The organism is Oceanobacillus sp. M60, from assembly GCF_053839645.1.
Genome location: NZ_JBSSNH010000008.1, coordinates 177,693 through 193,573, shown reverse-complemented (window position 1 = coordinate 193,573; position 15,881 = coordinate 177,693). Strand labels below are relative to the sequence as shown.

Annotated in this window: 11 protein-coding genes; 7 read left to right on the top strand and 4 right to left on the bottom strand. The window is 36.6% G+C overall.

Annotated features, from left to right (window positions below; all coding sequences use genetic code 11):
* Window positions 1-1,078: peptidoglycan-binding protein (locus tag ACW0TQ_RS19580; RefSeq protein WP_455725938.1), on the top strand; the 1,078-nt coding region annotated here is incomplete at its 5' end.
* A gap of 160 nt (window positions 1,079-1,238) precedes the next feature.
* Window positions 1,239-2,315, top strand: coding sequence for an MraY family glycosyltransferase (locus tag ACW0TQ_RS19575; protein WP_341173330.1), 1,077 nt, complete (start codon window positions 1,239-1,241; stop codon window positions 2,313-2,315).
* Window positions 2,316-2,442: 127 nt separating this feature from the next.
* Here the strand turns inward: ACW0TQ_RS19575 and ACW0TQ_RS19570 are convergent, their stop codons facing one another.
* The 4 genes from ACW0TQ_RS19570 to ACW0TQ_RS19555 all read right to left on the bottom strand — a co-directional run bounded on the left by ACW0TQ_RS19570 (window position 2,443) and on the right by ACW0TQ_RS19555 (window position 6,886).
* Window positions 2,443-3,681, bottom strand: coding sequence for an LCP family protein (locus ACW0TQ_RS19570; protein ID WP_341173329.1), 1,239 nt, complete (start codon window positions 3,679-3,681; stop codon window positions 2,443-2,445).
* A 211-nt stretch (window positions 3,682-3,892) separates the two neighbouring features.
* Entirely contained in the window at window positions 3,893-4,285 is a 393-nt protein-coding gene (gene tagD / locus ACW0TQ_RS19565) for a glycerol-3-phosphate cytidylyltransferase (protein WP_289585075.1), read from the bottom strand.
* 259 nt (window positions 4,286-4,544) lie between these two features.
* Entirely contained in the window at window positions 4,545-5,576 is a 1,032-nt protein-coding gene (locus tag ACW0TQ_RS19560) for a YheC/YheD family protein (protein ID WP_042529629.1), read from the bottom strand.
* Between the two features lie 197 nt (window positions 5,577-5,773).
* Complete coding sequence (locus tag ACW0TQ_RS19555; protein ID WP_042529631.1) at window positions 5,774-6,886, bottom strand: C40 family peptidase; 1,113 nt, start codon at window positions 6,884-6,886, stop codon at window positions 5,774-5,776.
* 756 nt (window positions 6,887-7,642) lie between these two features.
* Here ACW0TQ_RS19555 and nagA point away from each other — a divergent pair.
* From nagA to ACW0TQ_RS19530, 5 genes are all read left to right on the top strand, one after another.
* Window positions 7,643-8,833, top strand: coding sequence for an N-acetylglucosamine-6-phosphate deacetylase (gene nagA / locus ACW0TQ_RS19550; RefSeq protein ID WP_042529633.1), 1,191 nt, complete (start codon window positions 7,643-7,645; stop codon window positions 8,831-8,833).
* Between the two features lie 725 nt (window positions 8,834-9,558).
* The gene (locus ACW0TQ_RS19545; protein WP_244882326.1) at window positions 9,559-9,681 is read left to right on the top strand and encodes a transposase; all 123 of its coding nucleotides are present in this window, start codon (window positions 9,559-9,561) and stop codon (window positions 9,679-9,681) included.
* Window positions 9,682-10,334: 653 nt separating this feature from the next.
* Complete coding sequence (locus ACW0TQ_RS19540; protein ID WP_455725937.1) at window positions 10,335-11,348, top strand: YheC/YheD family protein; 1,014 nt, start codon at window positions 10,335-10,337, stop codon at window positions 11,346-11,348.
* Between the two features lie 545 nt (window positions 11,349-11,893).
* Window positions 11,894-12,925 (top strand): YheC/YheD family protein, encoded by a 1,032-nt coding sequence (locus ACW0TQ_RS19535; protein ID WP_042529637.1) that lies wholly within the window; start codon window positions 11,894-11,896, stop codon window positions 12,923-12,925.
* Between the two features lie 1,307 nt (window positions 12,926-14,232).
* Window positions 14,233-15,564 (top strand): UDP-glucose dehydrogenase family protein, encoded by a 1,332-nt coding sequence (locus ACW0TQ_RS19530; protein WP_084612823.1) that lies wholly within the window; start codon window positions 14,233-14,235, stop codon window positions 15,562-15,564.
* The last annotated feature ends 317 nt before the right edge of the window (window positions 15,565-15,881 follow it).

Below are 15,881 nucleotides of genomic sequence, written 5' to 3'. Positions count from 1 at the left end.
CAGCCTTGGATATGGTCACATAAGCGTTACGACACTATTTGGGAGCTTTATGGAGCAGAAAATAAAGCAATTCCAAAGAGATAATAACCTGCGAGTAAATGGAATAGTAGATGAAAGAACCTTGGCAGCTTTGGATGAAGCAGTCAGCAATCGCTGGGTTGTTAACCATGAAACATATGACGTAACATTCAATCAAGCGTTGAACACCCAAATGAACCAATTACAGCAGACTGATATGTATCGAAATGATCCTGCATATGTGCATAAGAATTATGTGGATGGTTCAAACAGAACAACTGCAAATGTAAATGTCCGCTCCTCTGCAAGCAGCTCGAGCCATATTTATGGACAGATAAGCAGCGGAACACAGGTTACGATTCTTGGTTCAACAGGTAATTGGTACAGAATCAGCTACAATGCTTGGAGAAATCCAACTAGAAGTGATGTAAGCAGTTATCTAAATCCAGAGAATAATGATATCTTCCAGCATTTAGATTTAACCAGCAGTGTTGGTGTCACAGCCTCTTCCTTAAATAACGATATTCTAAAAGGGAAAGGCATTCTTGCCGGCAGAGGACAAGCCTTTATAACAGCTGGCAAACAGCATAGCGTTAATGAAATCTATTTGATTTCACATGCGTTACTAGAAACTGGTAATGGAAGCTCTGCATTAGCAAAAGGAATTGAAGTAGGTTTAAATAGCAACGGAAATCCTGTTGTAGTTACTTCATCTAATCGAAGCGGTCTTCGAAATATCAGAACCACATACAATATGTATGGTATTGGTGCGGTAGATGGCAATGCGCATAACGGTGGAGCCATCAGAGCTTATAATGAAGGCTGGTTCTCACCAGAACAGGCTATCATTGGCGGCGCCCAATTTATTGGAAATAGCTACATTCATAATCAATATAACCAAAATACGTTATATAAAATGAGATGGAATCCTGCGAACCCTGGATACCCGCAATATGCAACAGATATTGGCTGGGCAGTGAAGCAAGTTCCAAGCATTAAAAGATTATATGATATGCTGAATAACCCGGTATTCAAATTTAACATTACGCAATATCGTTAATATTTATTAACACCCGAGTTTCTTTCTCCGGAAAGGGATTCGGGTGTTTTTTTGCTTTTTTATATAACAGTTCATATCAAATTATGGTATGATTAACGAAAGAAAGGGTAATAGAAAACAAAGGTAAGTTTACTAGAGTAAAATAAGTAGGTGAACAACTATGTGGAGTGCTGCTGAATTGCTGATCGCATTTGTTATCGCTTTGCTGACAGCAATTATCACGACACCAATCATTATATGGATTTCTAAAAAATGCAATCTAGTAGATCAGCCTGATCAGAGAAAACAGCATCAAAAAGCTGTAGCAAGCATTGGCGGTCTGGGCATCTTCTTTGGTATCGCCGCAGGGTTCTTCTATCTGCAGCCAGAACATCCGCAAATGACAGCGATTATTATTGGCGGAATCATTATGCTATTGACAGGGCTTCTGGATGACATTATTGATCTTCGCCCCAGCACCAAGCTGTTAGGGCAAATAGGAGCTGCTTCGGTAGTAGCTTATTCCGGATTAGTTATTGAGAAATTGACATTACCTTTTATGGGAACGGTTTTCTTAGGAGAGTATGTTGGGATAGCTCTTACGATTTTATGGATTGTTGCTGCTGCAAATGCCATTAATCTGATTGATGGATTAGACGGTCTGGCTGGCGGCGTATCAACCATTGCTTTTATCAGCATTTTGGTGATGGCCATCATGGATTCTCGTATGATTGTCATTGGATTATGTGTTCTGTTAATTGGCGGAACACTGGGTTTTTTAGCATTCAATTTTCATCCGGCGAAAATCTTTATGGGAGATACGGGAGCGTTATTTTTAGGATATTCGATTGCGATTATATCGATGCTCGGCTTATTCAAAAATGTAGCCTTCTTCAGCTTTGTTATCCCGATTATCGTGATTGCACTTCCGGTATTTGATACACTGCTCGCCATTATCCGGAGAATCAGCAATAAACAAGGTATTTCGGTAGCGGATCGAAATCATATTCACTATCTATTATTAAAGAACGGCTACTCACATAGACAATCTGTATGGATTATCTACGCATTCAGCATGTTCTTCGGTGCGATGGGTATCGTCGTTAATAACGCACAGCTGATGACGTCCCTGGCTGTCTTCTGCTTCGTTATTCTGGGGATACATCTATTCTCGGTGGTATGTGGAATCCGATCGAGAGGAAGTATTATTTCTCTATTTCATAAAAAAGAAGAATTGCATAAAAGAAGGTTAAAATAAGATAAGCAGGTCTCTTTATTCTTGGATGGTACAAGAATAGGGAGGCTTTTTTTCATGTATAGGACGGGTGAATACATACAGACAGCAAAAAACTCTTTCCCGATAAATCTGGGAAAGAGTTTCGTGTTTATAAAGGATTTCCATATTCGTCCGTTTCTTCTTGAGGTACTTCCTCTTGAGGCACTTCTTCCTGATATGGGTCCTGTTCCTCTTGATATGGCTCTTCTTCATAGGATTCACCAGGCTGCTCTTCTTGATAAGGTTCTTCCTCCTGATAAGGATCACCTTGTTCTTCATAGGAGCCTTCCTCTTCGTACGTTCCTTCTTCGGTCGGTTCCTCCGAATTAGGATTCTCATAAGTTTCTCCTGATTCCTCCGCAGAGGAACCGGAGATTTCTAAGTGATCCTGAAGCAATCTTTTCGTTTCTTCTAATGCCGGCTCGTCAAGCAGCCAATAATACGTAGAACCTGGCTGATAATCGCTGCCTTCTAAGGTCATATCTTCAATATCAAGACCGCCGGTAGCGTACTTAATAAAAGTCATCATTTCATTAAACGTCATGTTCGTATTCATGTTGTTGCCGACAGCGGCAATCAAGTCATCAAATTGAAACACAGAGCTGAGGGATGCTGCTTTATCCGCTACGGCATTGACCACTTCCATTTGCCGTTTTCCGCGTTCAATATCATTATCCAGCTTACGGGTCCGGGCAAACGCTAATGCTTCTTCTCCATCAACTGTTTGTTCTCCAGCAAGCAGATGGATAGCATCTCGTTTATCCATGGAATCAGATTCTGTCAGTTCATACGGCACATCAATATCAATACCGCCAATAGCATCGACCACATCAACAAATGCATGGAAATTAACACGGACATAATAGTCAACCGGAATATCCATTAAATTTTCGACTGTTTCGATGGTTGCCTTTGGTCCGCCATAGGCATGAGCATGTGTGATTTTATCTTCGCGACCTACTTCAGGAACATATAGAAGGGTATCACGAGGAATACTTACTAATTTAACGCTGCCTTCTTCTCTATTAAACGTCGCTAACATAAGCGTATCAGATCGGGAGGTTTCTGCATTATCCCGGTGTTCATTTTCATCGACGCCAATAATAAGGATAGACACGTTGTCAATATTCGGGTCCACTTCAAAATCCCGTAAATCCGAACCTTCACGACCATCATCTTCATAAGAATCAGAGACTGCATTATTTGCTTTAACATATAAATAACTTCCATAACCAACAACACTGACTAAAGCCAAGCCTATTATAATTAAGGTAATTAAGACACCTTTACGGAGTTTACGCTTTTTTCGCGTAACCCGGCGGCCTCGCATATTCTTTTGTTTTACCATTACAAATCTCCTTTTTTTACAAGAAATATCGACGGATTTCTTGATAAAGCCCATTTAATTTTACTATGGAATGAACTATTAGTAAATTTACAATTGCATTACATATTCATGATGATGTAACAGGAAAAATCAAACATCTATCCATCGCATAAGTACAGCCGAGACACACGTAAACGGCGCCAGCTTTATTTATATGACAGAGTGCCTATTTTCAGCTGTCGTCTCTTAAATTATCCTTAATCAACGTAGAAGAGATGCCATCTGTCCGAGGGAGGTAAACCACTTCACAAAAAGAGCGCAGGGCATCGAATTTTCCTTTCCAATCATTCCCCATAACAAATGTATCGACATGATAGGTTAAAATATCATCTTTTTTTTGCTCCCAGGAGATTTCAGGGATAACCTTATCAACATAACGTACAGATTCAAGAATGATTTTCCGGTCTTCATAGGAATAAAAAGACTGCTTATGCTTGAGTATATTAAAATCATCGGTGGATAATCCTACAATAAGATAATCACCCATTTCTTTTGCACGCTTTAATAAATTCACATGGCCTACATGCAGTAAATCAAACGTTCCATAAGTGAGAATAGTACGTATCATTTCCACCTCCTAAAACCGTATTAACGTAATAGTAACATAAGAAAACAACCAGGAATAAATCTGAGGACAAAAAATATGTTTTTTCGCTATAAAAAAAGGGGATTTAGAGAATGAAGTTCTGTGCAAAAAGCATCTTGCACGGTATAAGGTAAGCTGAACGTACAGATAGCTGAAATGGATATAGGATTGCCAGGAATGTCGCTGTGACATTCCTGGCGGGATACATCATTAAAAAACATATAGAGAACCGAGCTTCTTAAGCTAATTCCTTGGGAAAGTTATTCGCATTTTGTTCAGCTAAGTAAACATAATAGTCTGTTCGTAATTGTGCTACTTCTTGATGAAGCAGTGAAGAATCAGGGGCACTGATAGATTCAAAGAGCACAAGGTTCTGGTCCTTATCGATTCCAATATCCAGACCAAGTGTAGCTAATTCTTTTTTTCGTGTTTTTTCTATCTTTTTTGCAACGTTTAAGGCAAACGAATCCAGATGCTCATCCACTGCAGAGGCATCCTCAGTAAATTTTAATGTTAAAAACATACCTGCATCAAAGGTGACGCCGCTTTCTTGATTGTTGGGAGAAACTTGTTTTTCCGTACCAACGCGGATATATTTTTTCACAATGACCCACTTACCCTCTTTATTTTTTTCTAAATGAACACGGCAATTAAAGGGCTCACCTTGTTCCGTTCTGGAAGGTATGTATGGCTGGACAATACATTTACGTTTGGAAATAATAGATTGAAAGAACGCAAAGGCTTCTTTCAATGTCATGTTCGTAGTGGATTCCTGGTGACTGACCAGGAAGGAATCTTTATCTGCCTGTACGATTTTATAAATGTTTTCTCCGGATTGACTGTAGACAGGCTTCACAACGACTTCTCCATACTTTATTAAGAAGCCTTTAATGATAGAGAAGCTTTTACAGCGCAAGGTTGGAATGGCATACTTTTGAAACTGCGGATCCTTTGTTAACATTTCCTGGACACTTTCCTTGGAGATTTTATTTCTCCCATCCTCGGTTAAGTAGGCGCGATCTTGTAAATAGGCTATTTTTTGTTTGGATTTTAAGCAGAATGCAGAAACATCAATAATCTTTGGAATAGACATCTCGGCATTTTCCCACGTATCTTCCTTTAAAACCATCCCGGAGGTCATATGGTCATCTTCGTTGATATCGCTTGGGTTCATATACAGAATCTCGATTCCTTTGGATTGTGCTTCGATGGATATCTCTTTTGCCAGATCGGTTGGTTCTTTGAAAGGTTGCATTAGTCCTACTAACATGGAATCAATTCTCCTCCTAATTATTCGTATTTCTAATTATTTATTTTTAATTTTACCATAATCTATTGTGTTATGAAGTACCATTTTTTGAAAAGACATGAACATGACCGGTTTGTCAAGCGGGAGGCAAAATAAAAATCTGTACCTGCTGTTCGACTGGAACAGGCGGGTACAGATTTTTCAATAATGCTCGTATTTTAATAAAAACGTTTAAAGCTGTCGAAATGAGAGCTCCAGTAAGGGTTATCCAATGATGTGATGGTAACACCAGTAGATGAACCTGCATGAAGGAACTGATTATTTCCAACATAGATACCCATATGAGATGGACCAGATTTATACGTTCCAGAGAAGAATACTAAATCTCCTACTTGCGGATTGCTAATCGTCTGTGCTCTATCATAATAGCCTGCAACACTGGTACGAGGGATATTTTTACCTGCCTGATTATAAGCGTAATAGATGAACCCACTGCAATCAAACCCGCCAGGAGAACTTCCTCCCCATACATATGGGTCACCCTGCTGGCTTTTTCCAACAGAGATAAGGGTATCTACATTATAACCTGCACTGGATGATGAGCTGCTGGAAGAGCTGTTGGATGATCCAGAGCTGCTATTTGAGCTGCTGCTGTTAGATGAGCTGGAACTAGAGCTGCTGGAACCATTTACTTTTAATGTCTGGCCGGCAATAATCAAATCAGATGACAAGTTATTGAGTGATTTTAATTTAGATACAGTCGTTCCATGCTGGCTTGCGATTTTAGAAAGGCTGTCGCCAGATTTCACTTTATAGGTGCTGGAAGAGCTTGATCCAGAACTTGAATTGGAACTAGAGCTGCTAGAATTACTAGAGCTTGAACTGCTGGAACCGCTGTTGCTGACAGTTAATTTATTTCCAGGGTAGATTAATGTCGTAGATAGATTATTCCACTTCATTAAGTTATTTAAAGAAATACCATGTCGAGAGGCAATACCGCTTAAAGTATCACCAGATTTCACTGTATATGTACTTCCGCTGGAATTGCTTGAACTGGAATTCGAGCTGGAACTAGAAGAAGAACCAGAGCTAGAATTCGAACTGGAAGACCCAGTTGTTTGTAAAACCTGATTCGGGAAAATAATATCCGAAGAAAGGTTATTGATAGATTTTAATTTGGACACGGTAGTTCCTTGACTTTGGGCGATTTTCCATAGGTTGTCGCCGCTTTTTACTTTGTAAGATGCTGCGTCGGCACTGTCTGTTGCTACAAAGGCAGATGCAATTGCTGCAGATGCAGTAACAGAGAAGATGATTTTTTTGTTAGCCATGTGTGCGTTTCCTCCTTAGATTTTAATGTTTGGGGTTTTATAGATGTGTTTGAATATGATTTGTAAGGAGACCAAGGAGGAGTGCATCAAGAAAATAACTGTGTGTGACAGGTATACTTTCTATTAGCTTTGTCCGTACGTTATATTAATGAAGAAATAAATCCATAAACGATGTACGCAACAATCCCGGTATAAGTACAAATCCCATATTCCATAAACGAACAAGATGTATTTTACTTCCAGATGTTTGTTTATTGTGATTGATAGAATGTAGTTTGTTAGTTTTAAAGAAGTATTACTAGTTTATTCCATTACGGCATAGTACAAGTATGTAATCTAGCACATCTGTCTATGAAAAATAATCCAATAAATACATCTTTATAGAATTATATCGTTTTATAGATAATAATGGTAGGTTATATAGAGAAATGTAACATGTTTGTAATGTTTTAAATAATAAGGTCGATAGAACTGTTTTGATAACACTTTCATTTAAATCTCAGGTATATAACCGTGTTGAAAGTATTGTTAATAATAACAGAAATAGTCATATTGATATAGAAAAAGTAATTAATTACATAATCATTCTTGGCAAATAATGTTAATAAACATTGAACAGACGTTTACTTGTAACTTTCCATTGAATTTATTTCGATAAATCATATCATTTCCCGGGAAATAACAACAAAATATACATTTATTAAAGAGATAGCGTTATAATAGAAGAAATAGATAAATGATTAATTGGAGGAATAGATGGTGGAACAATCAACATTGCTTATAAAAAACATTCAAGAAGCTTATCTGCCGGAAGAAGTTATAAAAAATGCATCGGTTATATCAGAGAACGGAAAAATAACACAGATTCTGACACAAGAACAAGCAACTAATCTATCCTTTTCCGGGAAAGTCATCGATGCAGAGCATAAATTAAAATTGCTGCCGGGGTTTATTGATGGGCACATTCATGGTGGCTATGGCGTTGATATCATGGATGCAACACCAGAAACCTTACAGACACTTGCGGATAAACTGCCATCAGAAGGAACGACCAGCTATCTCGCTACGACCATTACCCAATCAGAGGAAGAAATCTCTAATGCTTTAAAGAATGTTGCTGCATGGACAGCTGGCGGACAAAAATCGGGAGCAGATTTAGTCGGTGTTCATTTAGAAGGTCCTTTTGTAGAAGTTTCCAAAGCAGGAGCACAGCCGAAGCAATATATTACAGAGCCTGATTTAGCTAAATTTCTAGCCTGGCAGGACGATGCAAACGGACAAATTCGGACAATTACCATGGCTCCTGAGCATGATAAAACAGGGAAATTTATAGAAACACTAAATCAATCTGGCGTGAATGTATCTGCAGGTCATACTGATGCTTCCTTCCAGCAAATAAAGGATGCAACGAAATTAGGTGTTAGACAGCTGACGCATCTATGTAATGCAATGAATGGCATACATCATCGGGATATTGGAGCGGTTGGAGCTTCCTTTCAGTTGGAAGATTTACGCGCAGAGTTGATTTCAGACGGTATTCATGTTGTGCCAGAGATGCTGCAGCTTATTTTTGATAATGTCGGGTCTGATCGTATTATTATGATTACAGACGCGATGCGGGCAAAAGGATTAGATGAAGGAGAATATGAGCTTGGCGGACAGCCTGTTTTTGTGAAAAATGGAGAGGCTACCCTGGATAATGGTTCATTGGCTGGCAGTATTTTGAAAATGATTGATGCAGTGAAGATGATGCTGAAGCTAGATGGGGTAACATTACAGGATATTGTGAAGATGAATGCAGTTAACCCGGCAAAACAAGTTGGGATTTTTGATCGAAAAGGCAGTGTTGAGGTTGGAAAGGATGCAGATTTTGTTTTGTTAGATGAGCAGATGGATATTGCTTACACGGTTTGTAAAGGGGAAGTCGTTTATCAGGATGGAAAGTGAAGCAGTTTTCTATACTATTAAATAGTAATATCCATGTCTGCTATAAAGAAAGAGTGAATGAATGTTAGTTTTAAATCATTTGGTCAATAACTATTTTTATTTTTAGTGAAGGTATTTTAAGTCAAAATACCTTTACTTTTTTCGATTCTATTCCTTACCTCCCTGACTCAATTGTTAGTTTATTTAACATTCAGATAATTAGTGTTTTCTTTAGATATTCTGATCATATTTTTCTTTTATATGGTGCAATATAAAAGAAAAGCAATATATACAGGTAAACAGTGACCCTGTTTGCAGTTTGCTGTGAAAGGTATATTATCAATAAACGCGGAAAAATAAATTTAATTACCTGTGTAAATGCAGATGTATTTAACGCTACAATAAAAATATCTTCATAAAGCGACAAACCATTTGGGAATAAAGATATGTATTCTCCCTAGACTTGAAATATGCACGCGCGAAGTTTACTCCTTACTAGAAAGGCTTTTAATGAAGAACCCAAAGATTATAGCAAATAGTAACATTAATAAAGCATAATTAATAGCTCTTTATGGACCTGTCAACTCCATTCAATTGACGTACTGTACAAAAAAGCTGATTGTTGATCTTAAAGCAAATGCTCAGTTCGATTGTGATTTAATTTCCAAATACGTGGTCTAACTCCATTATCTATAGATGGTGTTGGCTTTTAGGCTTATCTTTAGCTGCTCATACTAAGAGATGAGATGAAAAGTAAGGACGGATATAAAAAGAATAGCCGCACCGTATATGATATAAAATATCACGTTATTTTGGTAACCAAGTATCGATATAAAGTATTACGTGGAGAAATCGCAGTAAGAACATAGGTATTAATAAGACAAAGGTGTGAAGGAAGAGGAATAACCATCTTGCAAGGAATTTTGGGGGGAATAATATTCATATTTACTTCTAAAATGTTTTACTAATCTAGTACCAAGTAAAATCATGCAGTACCTAAAAGAAAGACTTTCTTGATTACTTCAAAATTAGTTTCCAGAGATAAAAAAAGAGATGCTGGGGGCAGCATTTTTTGGCGTCAGTAGGTAAAGTAAATGAGGGAACGGTTAGAAACTATAATAACGAAGAAAAAACATTTCGAATAGAAGGTTAAGTTCAGTCTTAGTAACGACATTAGTCATCGATATTTATGTTCAGATCAACATGCTTTAGCAGGGTAGGTCGTTTAATTGTTTTATACTTTGTTTCCTGTTCCCCTTTATAGATAAACTACTTTTTTATTCTAATTTCTATCATGTATTACTGCACATTAAAAAATTCAAAACAAATCGCCTAATAAATTCTAATTGGTATTTCTATAGTAACTTGAATAAAACCAATACTTTTTACATGTTTTGATAAGAGATAGTTTAAAATGAATGAAGAATATAACTCATTGAAATTTATCATGTATAAATTAAAATAGTGTAGTATAGTAGACTTTAATTTTTAAGTAACAATGAATTTGGAGGCATAGTAAATTATGAGAATTGGGTACTTACGTAACTTTAAACAACCTCAACAATTAGCAGGTTTAATTGCTTCAGTTGCACAAACTAAAAGAGTAGATATATTATATTTCACCCCTAAAGATGTTGACGTAAGGAGAAGCAGGATTAGAGGATTGCTTTATAAGGACGGTGAATGGAAGCTCGTAAAAGCAAAAATACCTAAAATCATTGATGTGAATTCTAATTGTTTAAAACATAGGGAAGTTATCAGACACTTGAGAAAGCGAGCTCATCTAACTGAAAATGGAAAAAATCGTTTATCAAAACTATCATTGCAAGAACAATTGAAGGCAGACTCAAACTATCAAAAATTTACTATACCCACAAAGAACTGTTCTTCCTTCTCGGAAATTGAAGAATTTCTTAATGAATACGACGATATTGTTTTACGACCTATACACAGTAAACAAGCAGAAGGTGTATATAAAATTAAAAAAATTAGCCCGATGAAGTATATTTTAGACTATTACAACACTTCAATAGAAGTCTCTTATGAAGAGCTCGCCACATTTTGTAAAAACGAAATTCTCAAAAAAAATTATATTATACAAAAATACATAGATTCAGTAACGCCAGAGAAAAATTCCTTCGATTTGCGAATTCATTTCGAAAAGACTGGATATGGAAATTGGCGAATTATTAGTAACCAGATTCGCATTGGTCTCAATCAAAAAACTACAACAAATTGGAGACAAGGGGGAGGAATTATTGATACAGATATATTTATGAAATTAAAATACGGCAGTGAAGCAGAAATAAAACTAGAGCAAATGAAAGAATATGGACTTCAATTAGCAGCAAAAATAGAATTACTTAGAAAAACAAAACTAGCTACTTTAAGTATAGATTTAGGGATAGATCATAATGATGATATATTTATATTTGAAGCAAATGATGCTCCTGTAACGACAAATTTACTTGGTGAAATAGCTATGTTAAGAACAGATTATTACCGATATTTATTAAAAACAATTAAAGATAATTAAACTAAAAGAGGAAGGACAAAACGACTTCTTTCTCTTCCTCAGTGCAAATTGCTTAGTGCATTTCGTTATAGAGTAATTGTAAAGCGTGCTGCTTTTACGACTGCAATTTGATACAATCTCTGTATGAAAATATGACAAAGCTAATTGTGATGCTACAAATCTCAATTGAGACAAGAATTTAGAACAGGTATGAAATTTATTTCCCTAAGGAAGTCTGGTATCCTAGACTCTCTTATCCACACGTTGATAATGAAAATCACCAAACGCTTTTTGTGGACAACAAGATACGTATTTCCTTTTCGGGGCCGGATTTTCAGAAAACATTTGATGCGTTCTTTCCCGATTGAAATATTGGAGAAATATATATTTTCACGAAAAAAGCCTTTATTTTTTGATAGTAAATAGTAAAAATGGTACATCTTAAAACTTGACAAATGCGTCACTATCATTTTTTAAAAAAATTTATACTTCAAATTAATTTCTATTGTGGTAGAATTATATCTAGATAACTAGGATAACGAATGATTAGGAGGAGAATTGATTCCATGTTAGTAGGACTACTGCAACCTTTCAAAGAACCAACAGATCTGGCAAAAGAAATATCCATCGAAGCACAATCTAAAGGAATCGAGATTCTGTATATGAATCCAAGCGATATCAACGAAGATGACCATATAGCCTCCGGGTTGGTTTTAAAGGGAGATACATGGGAAGATACAGAGATGCCTATCCCAGAAATTATTGATGTTTCTGCATTCTGTTTAAAATCCAAACAAAAAATAGCCTATTTACAAGATCGCGCATACTTAACTGAAGGTGGGAGAAATAAAATCTCAAAAGAGAAGGTACAGAAAGTAATGGAGCAAGATGAACATTTACAACAGTATGCCATTCCAACATCCAGATGTAAAACATTCTCTGTTATTAAAGGCTATTTATTAAAATATGGCGAAGTTGTTGTCAAGCCTATCTATAGTCAATTAGGGGAGAAAATATATAAAATATCACAAGTAAATAAAGATGAGTTCATTATCGGTTACAATAAAACTAGCCAAAAAATGAATTTACAGGAAACTTTTTCATATTTTCAAAATATCATTTCAAAAGATAAATTTATTGTTCAAAAATACATTCCTTCCAGAACACATTTTGGGGATCCCTTTGACTGTCGTGCCCATTTGGAGAAAAATAAAGAAGGAAAATGGGTAATTGCAAAAAAATATATTAGAGTCGGAATAGGTCAGCAGGTTGCTTCCAATATTGGACAAAATAGCAGCATGCTGGATACCGGTATGTTTTTTAAACTAAAATTCGAAAAAGATGCACAATCAATTAATGATCATATAAATTCCTTTGCATTAAATATGGCCAAAAAAATAGAAACAGTACGAAAGCAGAAGTTGGTAACACTTGGCCTAGATATTGGAATAGACGATAGTAAAAGACTCTTTCTTTTTGAAGCAAACAGTGCTCCAGACACTTCTTTACTACAAGAGGAAGTAGCTAAATTGCGTACGGATTATTATACTTATTTATTGAAAGCAAATGTCGAGCTTATTCCAAAGGAAATTGTTTAAAATTCAAGGATTTTCTTTTCCTATTCAACCAGAAGTTCTAGTGCTTATTCCAAATCATTAAAACGATACAAGGCGCAAAGTTGCTGATGAATGTGCATGACTTGGGCCAATTCAGGAGATATCTCTCCCATTGACCCAGCCGTTTCTGTTCTTATTTTGTTAAATCGTCAAAGGCTCCGGTGAACAGGTCTTTATCTCGTTTCAGGTCATTACGTTGTTGCTTGCTCATCGGTTTAAACGACTTTCCGAACTTCGTCCCAATCCTTGGTAAATGCTGCTTGGATAACATGGAATGCATTGATTACCACAATAGCGCTTTGGGAGGTTTGAACAGCAATTTTATAATCTTACCACATATCAATGGCAGCCGCCATGACATGTTCGGGCTGAGCTAATTCCCGAAGGATCTTCATGACTTCATTTTTGAGCTGGCTTTCATGCACCAGAAACAATTGTGGACGCCATGGAACAGAGAGAGTCTATATGACAAGACGATATTTGTCTTTTCCTTTCGCCAAACTAACCTTGTCTATTTCAATTAACGACAGCTTAGAATGCTCAGCAAGACCGGGGTGCTCCGAATAGTTCTCCAACGCATGAATTCGTTCATTTTGACCGCTGCGATGAATGACTTCCCTAACAGCTATAAAAGTACGATCGGCAGTGGCGTGCAGAAATGCTTTGTAACCGATCTTGGGAATGCATTGATATCGTTCCAGCCAAGGCAAAGGCTACATAAACGTATGATGGTAAGTTTCACATAAAAAACGATGGTGATGGAAATAATCAATAATAGGAGTACCATTGTGAGAACTGGCAATAACCTGTTTACGATGATATTCATGTACTTTGGTGATCCAAAAAACGATCGGGACAATGAACTCCCTGATTGATTAACTGAATGTGATGGAATACTCTTGCGTTTAGATAGCTAAATGGAATTTCTTCTTGATAATAAATAACAAAAGGCATTTCATTTCCATTATTCATTATGATATAATAGTAAAGTATCCATATCATCCTTTTGTTGGTATTTGTGTGAATACTTTACCAATATGACAGATGGTTTGGATTTTTCTTTTTTTAATCTAATTTGTCGGATTATGTTCACCATAAGTTGTAACTGAATGAGAGCATTAAAATTTGATAATAATAAACCTTGTATTCCTTTTATTTAGTAATGAGAGGATGAGCGATAGTTAAGTTTGGTGAATATATTGCTATTCCTATAAACATTAAACATACTCCAACAAAATAACCTACCATATGGTAGAAAAACATAAAGTGATTTTATAGGAGGGAACTTCTTGAAAAACATAGCAGTAGCCGGCACCGGTTACGTCGGTCTCGTAACCGGCGTGTGTATGGCAGAAAACGGACATAACGTAATATGCGTTGATATAGATGAACAAAAAGTAAAAATGATGCGAGAAGGAATCTCTCCAATCTATGAAGTAGGACTGGAAGGATTGATGCGTAGGAACATTGAAGCTGGCCGATTGCATTTTACCACTGATTATCCATCTGCGTATAAAGAAGCGGATGCTGTATTTATTGGTGTTGGTACACCGGAAAAAGAAGATGGGTCAGCGAACTTGCAATATGTAGAAACAGTGGCAATACAAATTGCTGAGTCTGTTGCAAAAGATTGTTTAGCTGTAATTAAATCAACGGTACCAATTGGCACGAATGATAAAATTGAGGAGCTTATTAATAAGTCACTTGTTAATGATGTTAGAGTCGAAGTGGCATCTAACCCTGAATTCCTTGCACAAGGATCTGCCGTAAAAGATACATTAGAGGCAGCTCGCATCGTTATCGGTACGGAGAGTGAATGGGCAGAGAATCTTTTAACAGAGATTTATACACCGTTTAACCTGCCAATTGTATCTGTCAATCGTCGTTCTGCTGAGATGATTAAATATGCTTCTAATGACTTTCTTGCTTTAAAAATCTCTTACATGAATGATATTGCAAACCTATGTGAATTGGTTGGTGCAGATATTCAAGATGTTGCTGAAGGAATGAGTTATGATGACCGTATTGGCAGCAAGTTCTTAAATGCTGGTATTGGTTATGGGGGATCTTGTTTCCCGAAAGACACTAGTGCTTTAGAGTATCTTGCAAGACAATATGGATATGACTTGAGGACAATGCAAGCAACGATTAAGATAAATTCTGAACAAAAATTGAAATTGTATGATAAAGCGAAGCAGCGGTTAGAAACGTTTGAAGGTATCAAGGTAGCAGTACTGGGTTTAACATTTAAACCAGGTACAGATGACCTTCGTGAAGCTCCGTCACTTGCAAATGTCCCATTGCTTTTAGAACAAGGGGCAGATATCTATGCATATGATCCAATCGGGGTCGATAACTTTAAACAGTTTTATTCAGAAGGAAGTCATGGGCAGGGGAATATCACTTACGTGGATAGTCCGGAAGATGCTTTAAAAGGAGCAGCTGCATGTCTCATCTTCACAGAGTGGGGAGAGATTAAAGCTGTTACCCCAAATCAGTATAAAGATTTAATGCAGACTCCATTGGTGTTTGATGGTAGAAATATTTATAATGTTCAGGAAATGGCTGATAATGGAGTGGAGTATCATTCTATTGGCAGACCGGTTAAGAATATAAATTAATTAGTGCATTTTGATTTAACTAGCATATTTATTAGCAGCAGTTTACGGTTGGGCATATAGATATTATTATGAATTGAAGAGTTGATAAGTAGGAGGGCCCTTGATATTTAGAATGAGGAATATCAAGGGTCGTTTCTATACTTATAATATGTGTATATGTTGATCTCTCATTTTACATTCATTGTTTATGTAGTAAGTAGAACAAACATTAAACTTACTGAATTAAAAGTAATTTGAGAAAGCACTTATTTGGGGCTGCTTTTATATGGATCAATCTTATGAACTGGAGTGTGGGATCATTTCTTTTCACCTGCTAA

Bases quoted from the DNA above. Each gene is read 5' to 3' on its own strand.
- ACW0TQ_RS19575 (WP_341173330.1), top strand. From the start codon at position 1,239: ATGTGGAGTGCTGCTGAATTGCTGATCGCATTTGTTATCGCTTTGCTG.
- ACW0TQ_RS19570 (WP_341173329.1), bottom strand. From the start codon at position 3,681: ATGGTAAAACAAAAGAATATGCGAGGCCGCCGGGTTACGCGAAAAAAG.
- ACW0TQ_RS19560 (WP_042529629.1), bottom strand. From the start codon at position 5,576: ATGTTAGTAGGACTAATGCAACCTTTCAAAGAACCAACCGATCTGGCA.
- ACW0TQ_RS19555 (WP_042529631.1), bottom strand. From the start codon at position 6,886: ATGGCTAACAAAAAAATCATCTTCTCTGTTACTGCATCTGCAGCAATT.
- nagA (WP_042529633.1), top strand. From the start codon at position 7,643: ATGGTGGAACAATCAACATTGCTTATAAAAAACATTCAAGAAGCTTAT.
- ACW0TQ_RS19545 (WP_244882326.1), top strand. From the start codon at position 9,559: ATGAAAAGTAAGGACGGATATAAAAAGAATAGCCGCACCGTATATGAT.
- ACW0TQ_RS19540 (WP_455725937.1), top strand. From the start codon at position 10,335: ATGAGAATTGGGTACTTACGTAACTTTAAACAACCTCAACAATTAGCA.
- ACW0TQ_RS19535 (WP_042529637.1), top strand. From the start codon at position 11,894: ATGTTAGTAGGACTACTGCAACCTTTCAAAGAACCAACAGATCTGGCA.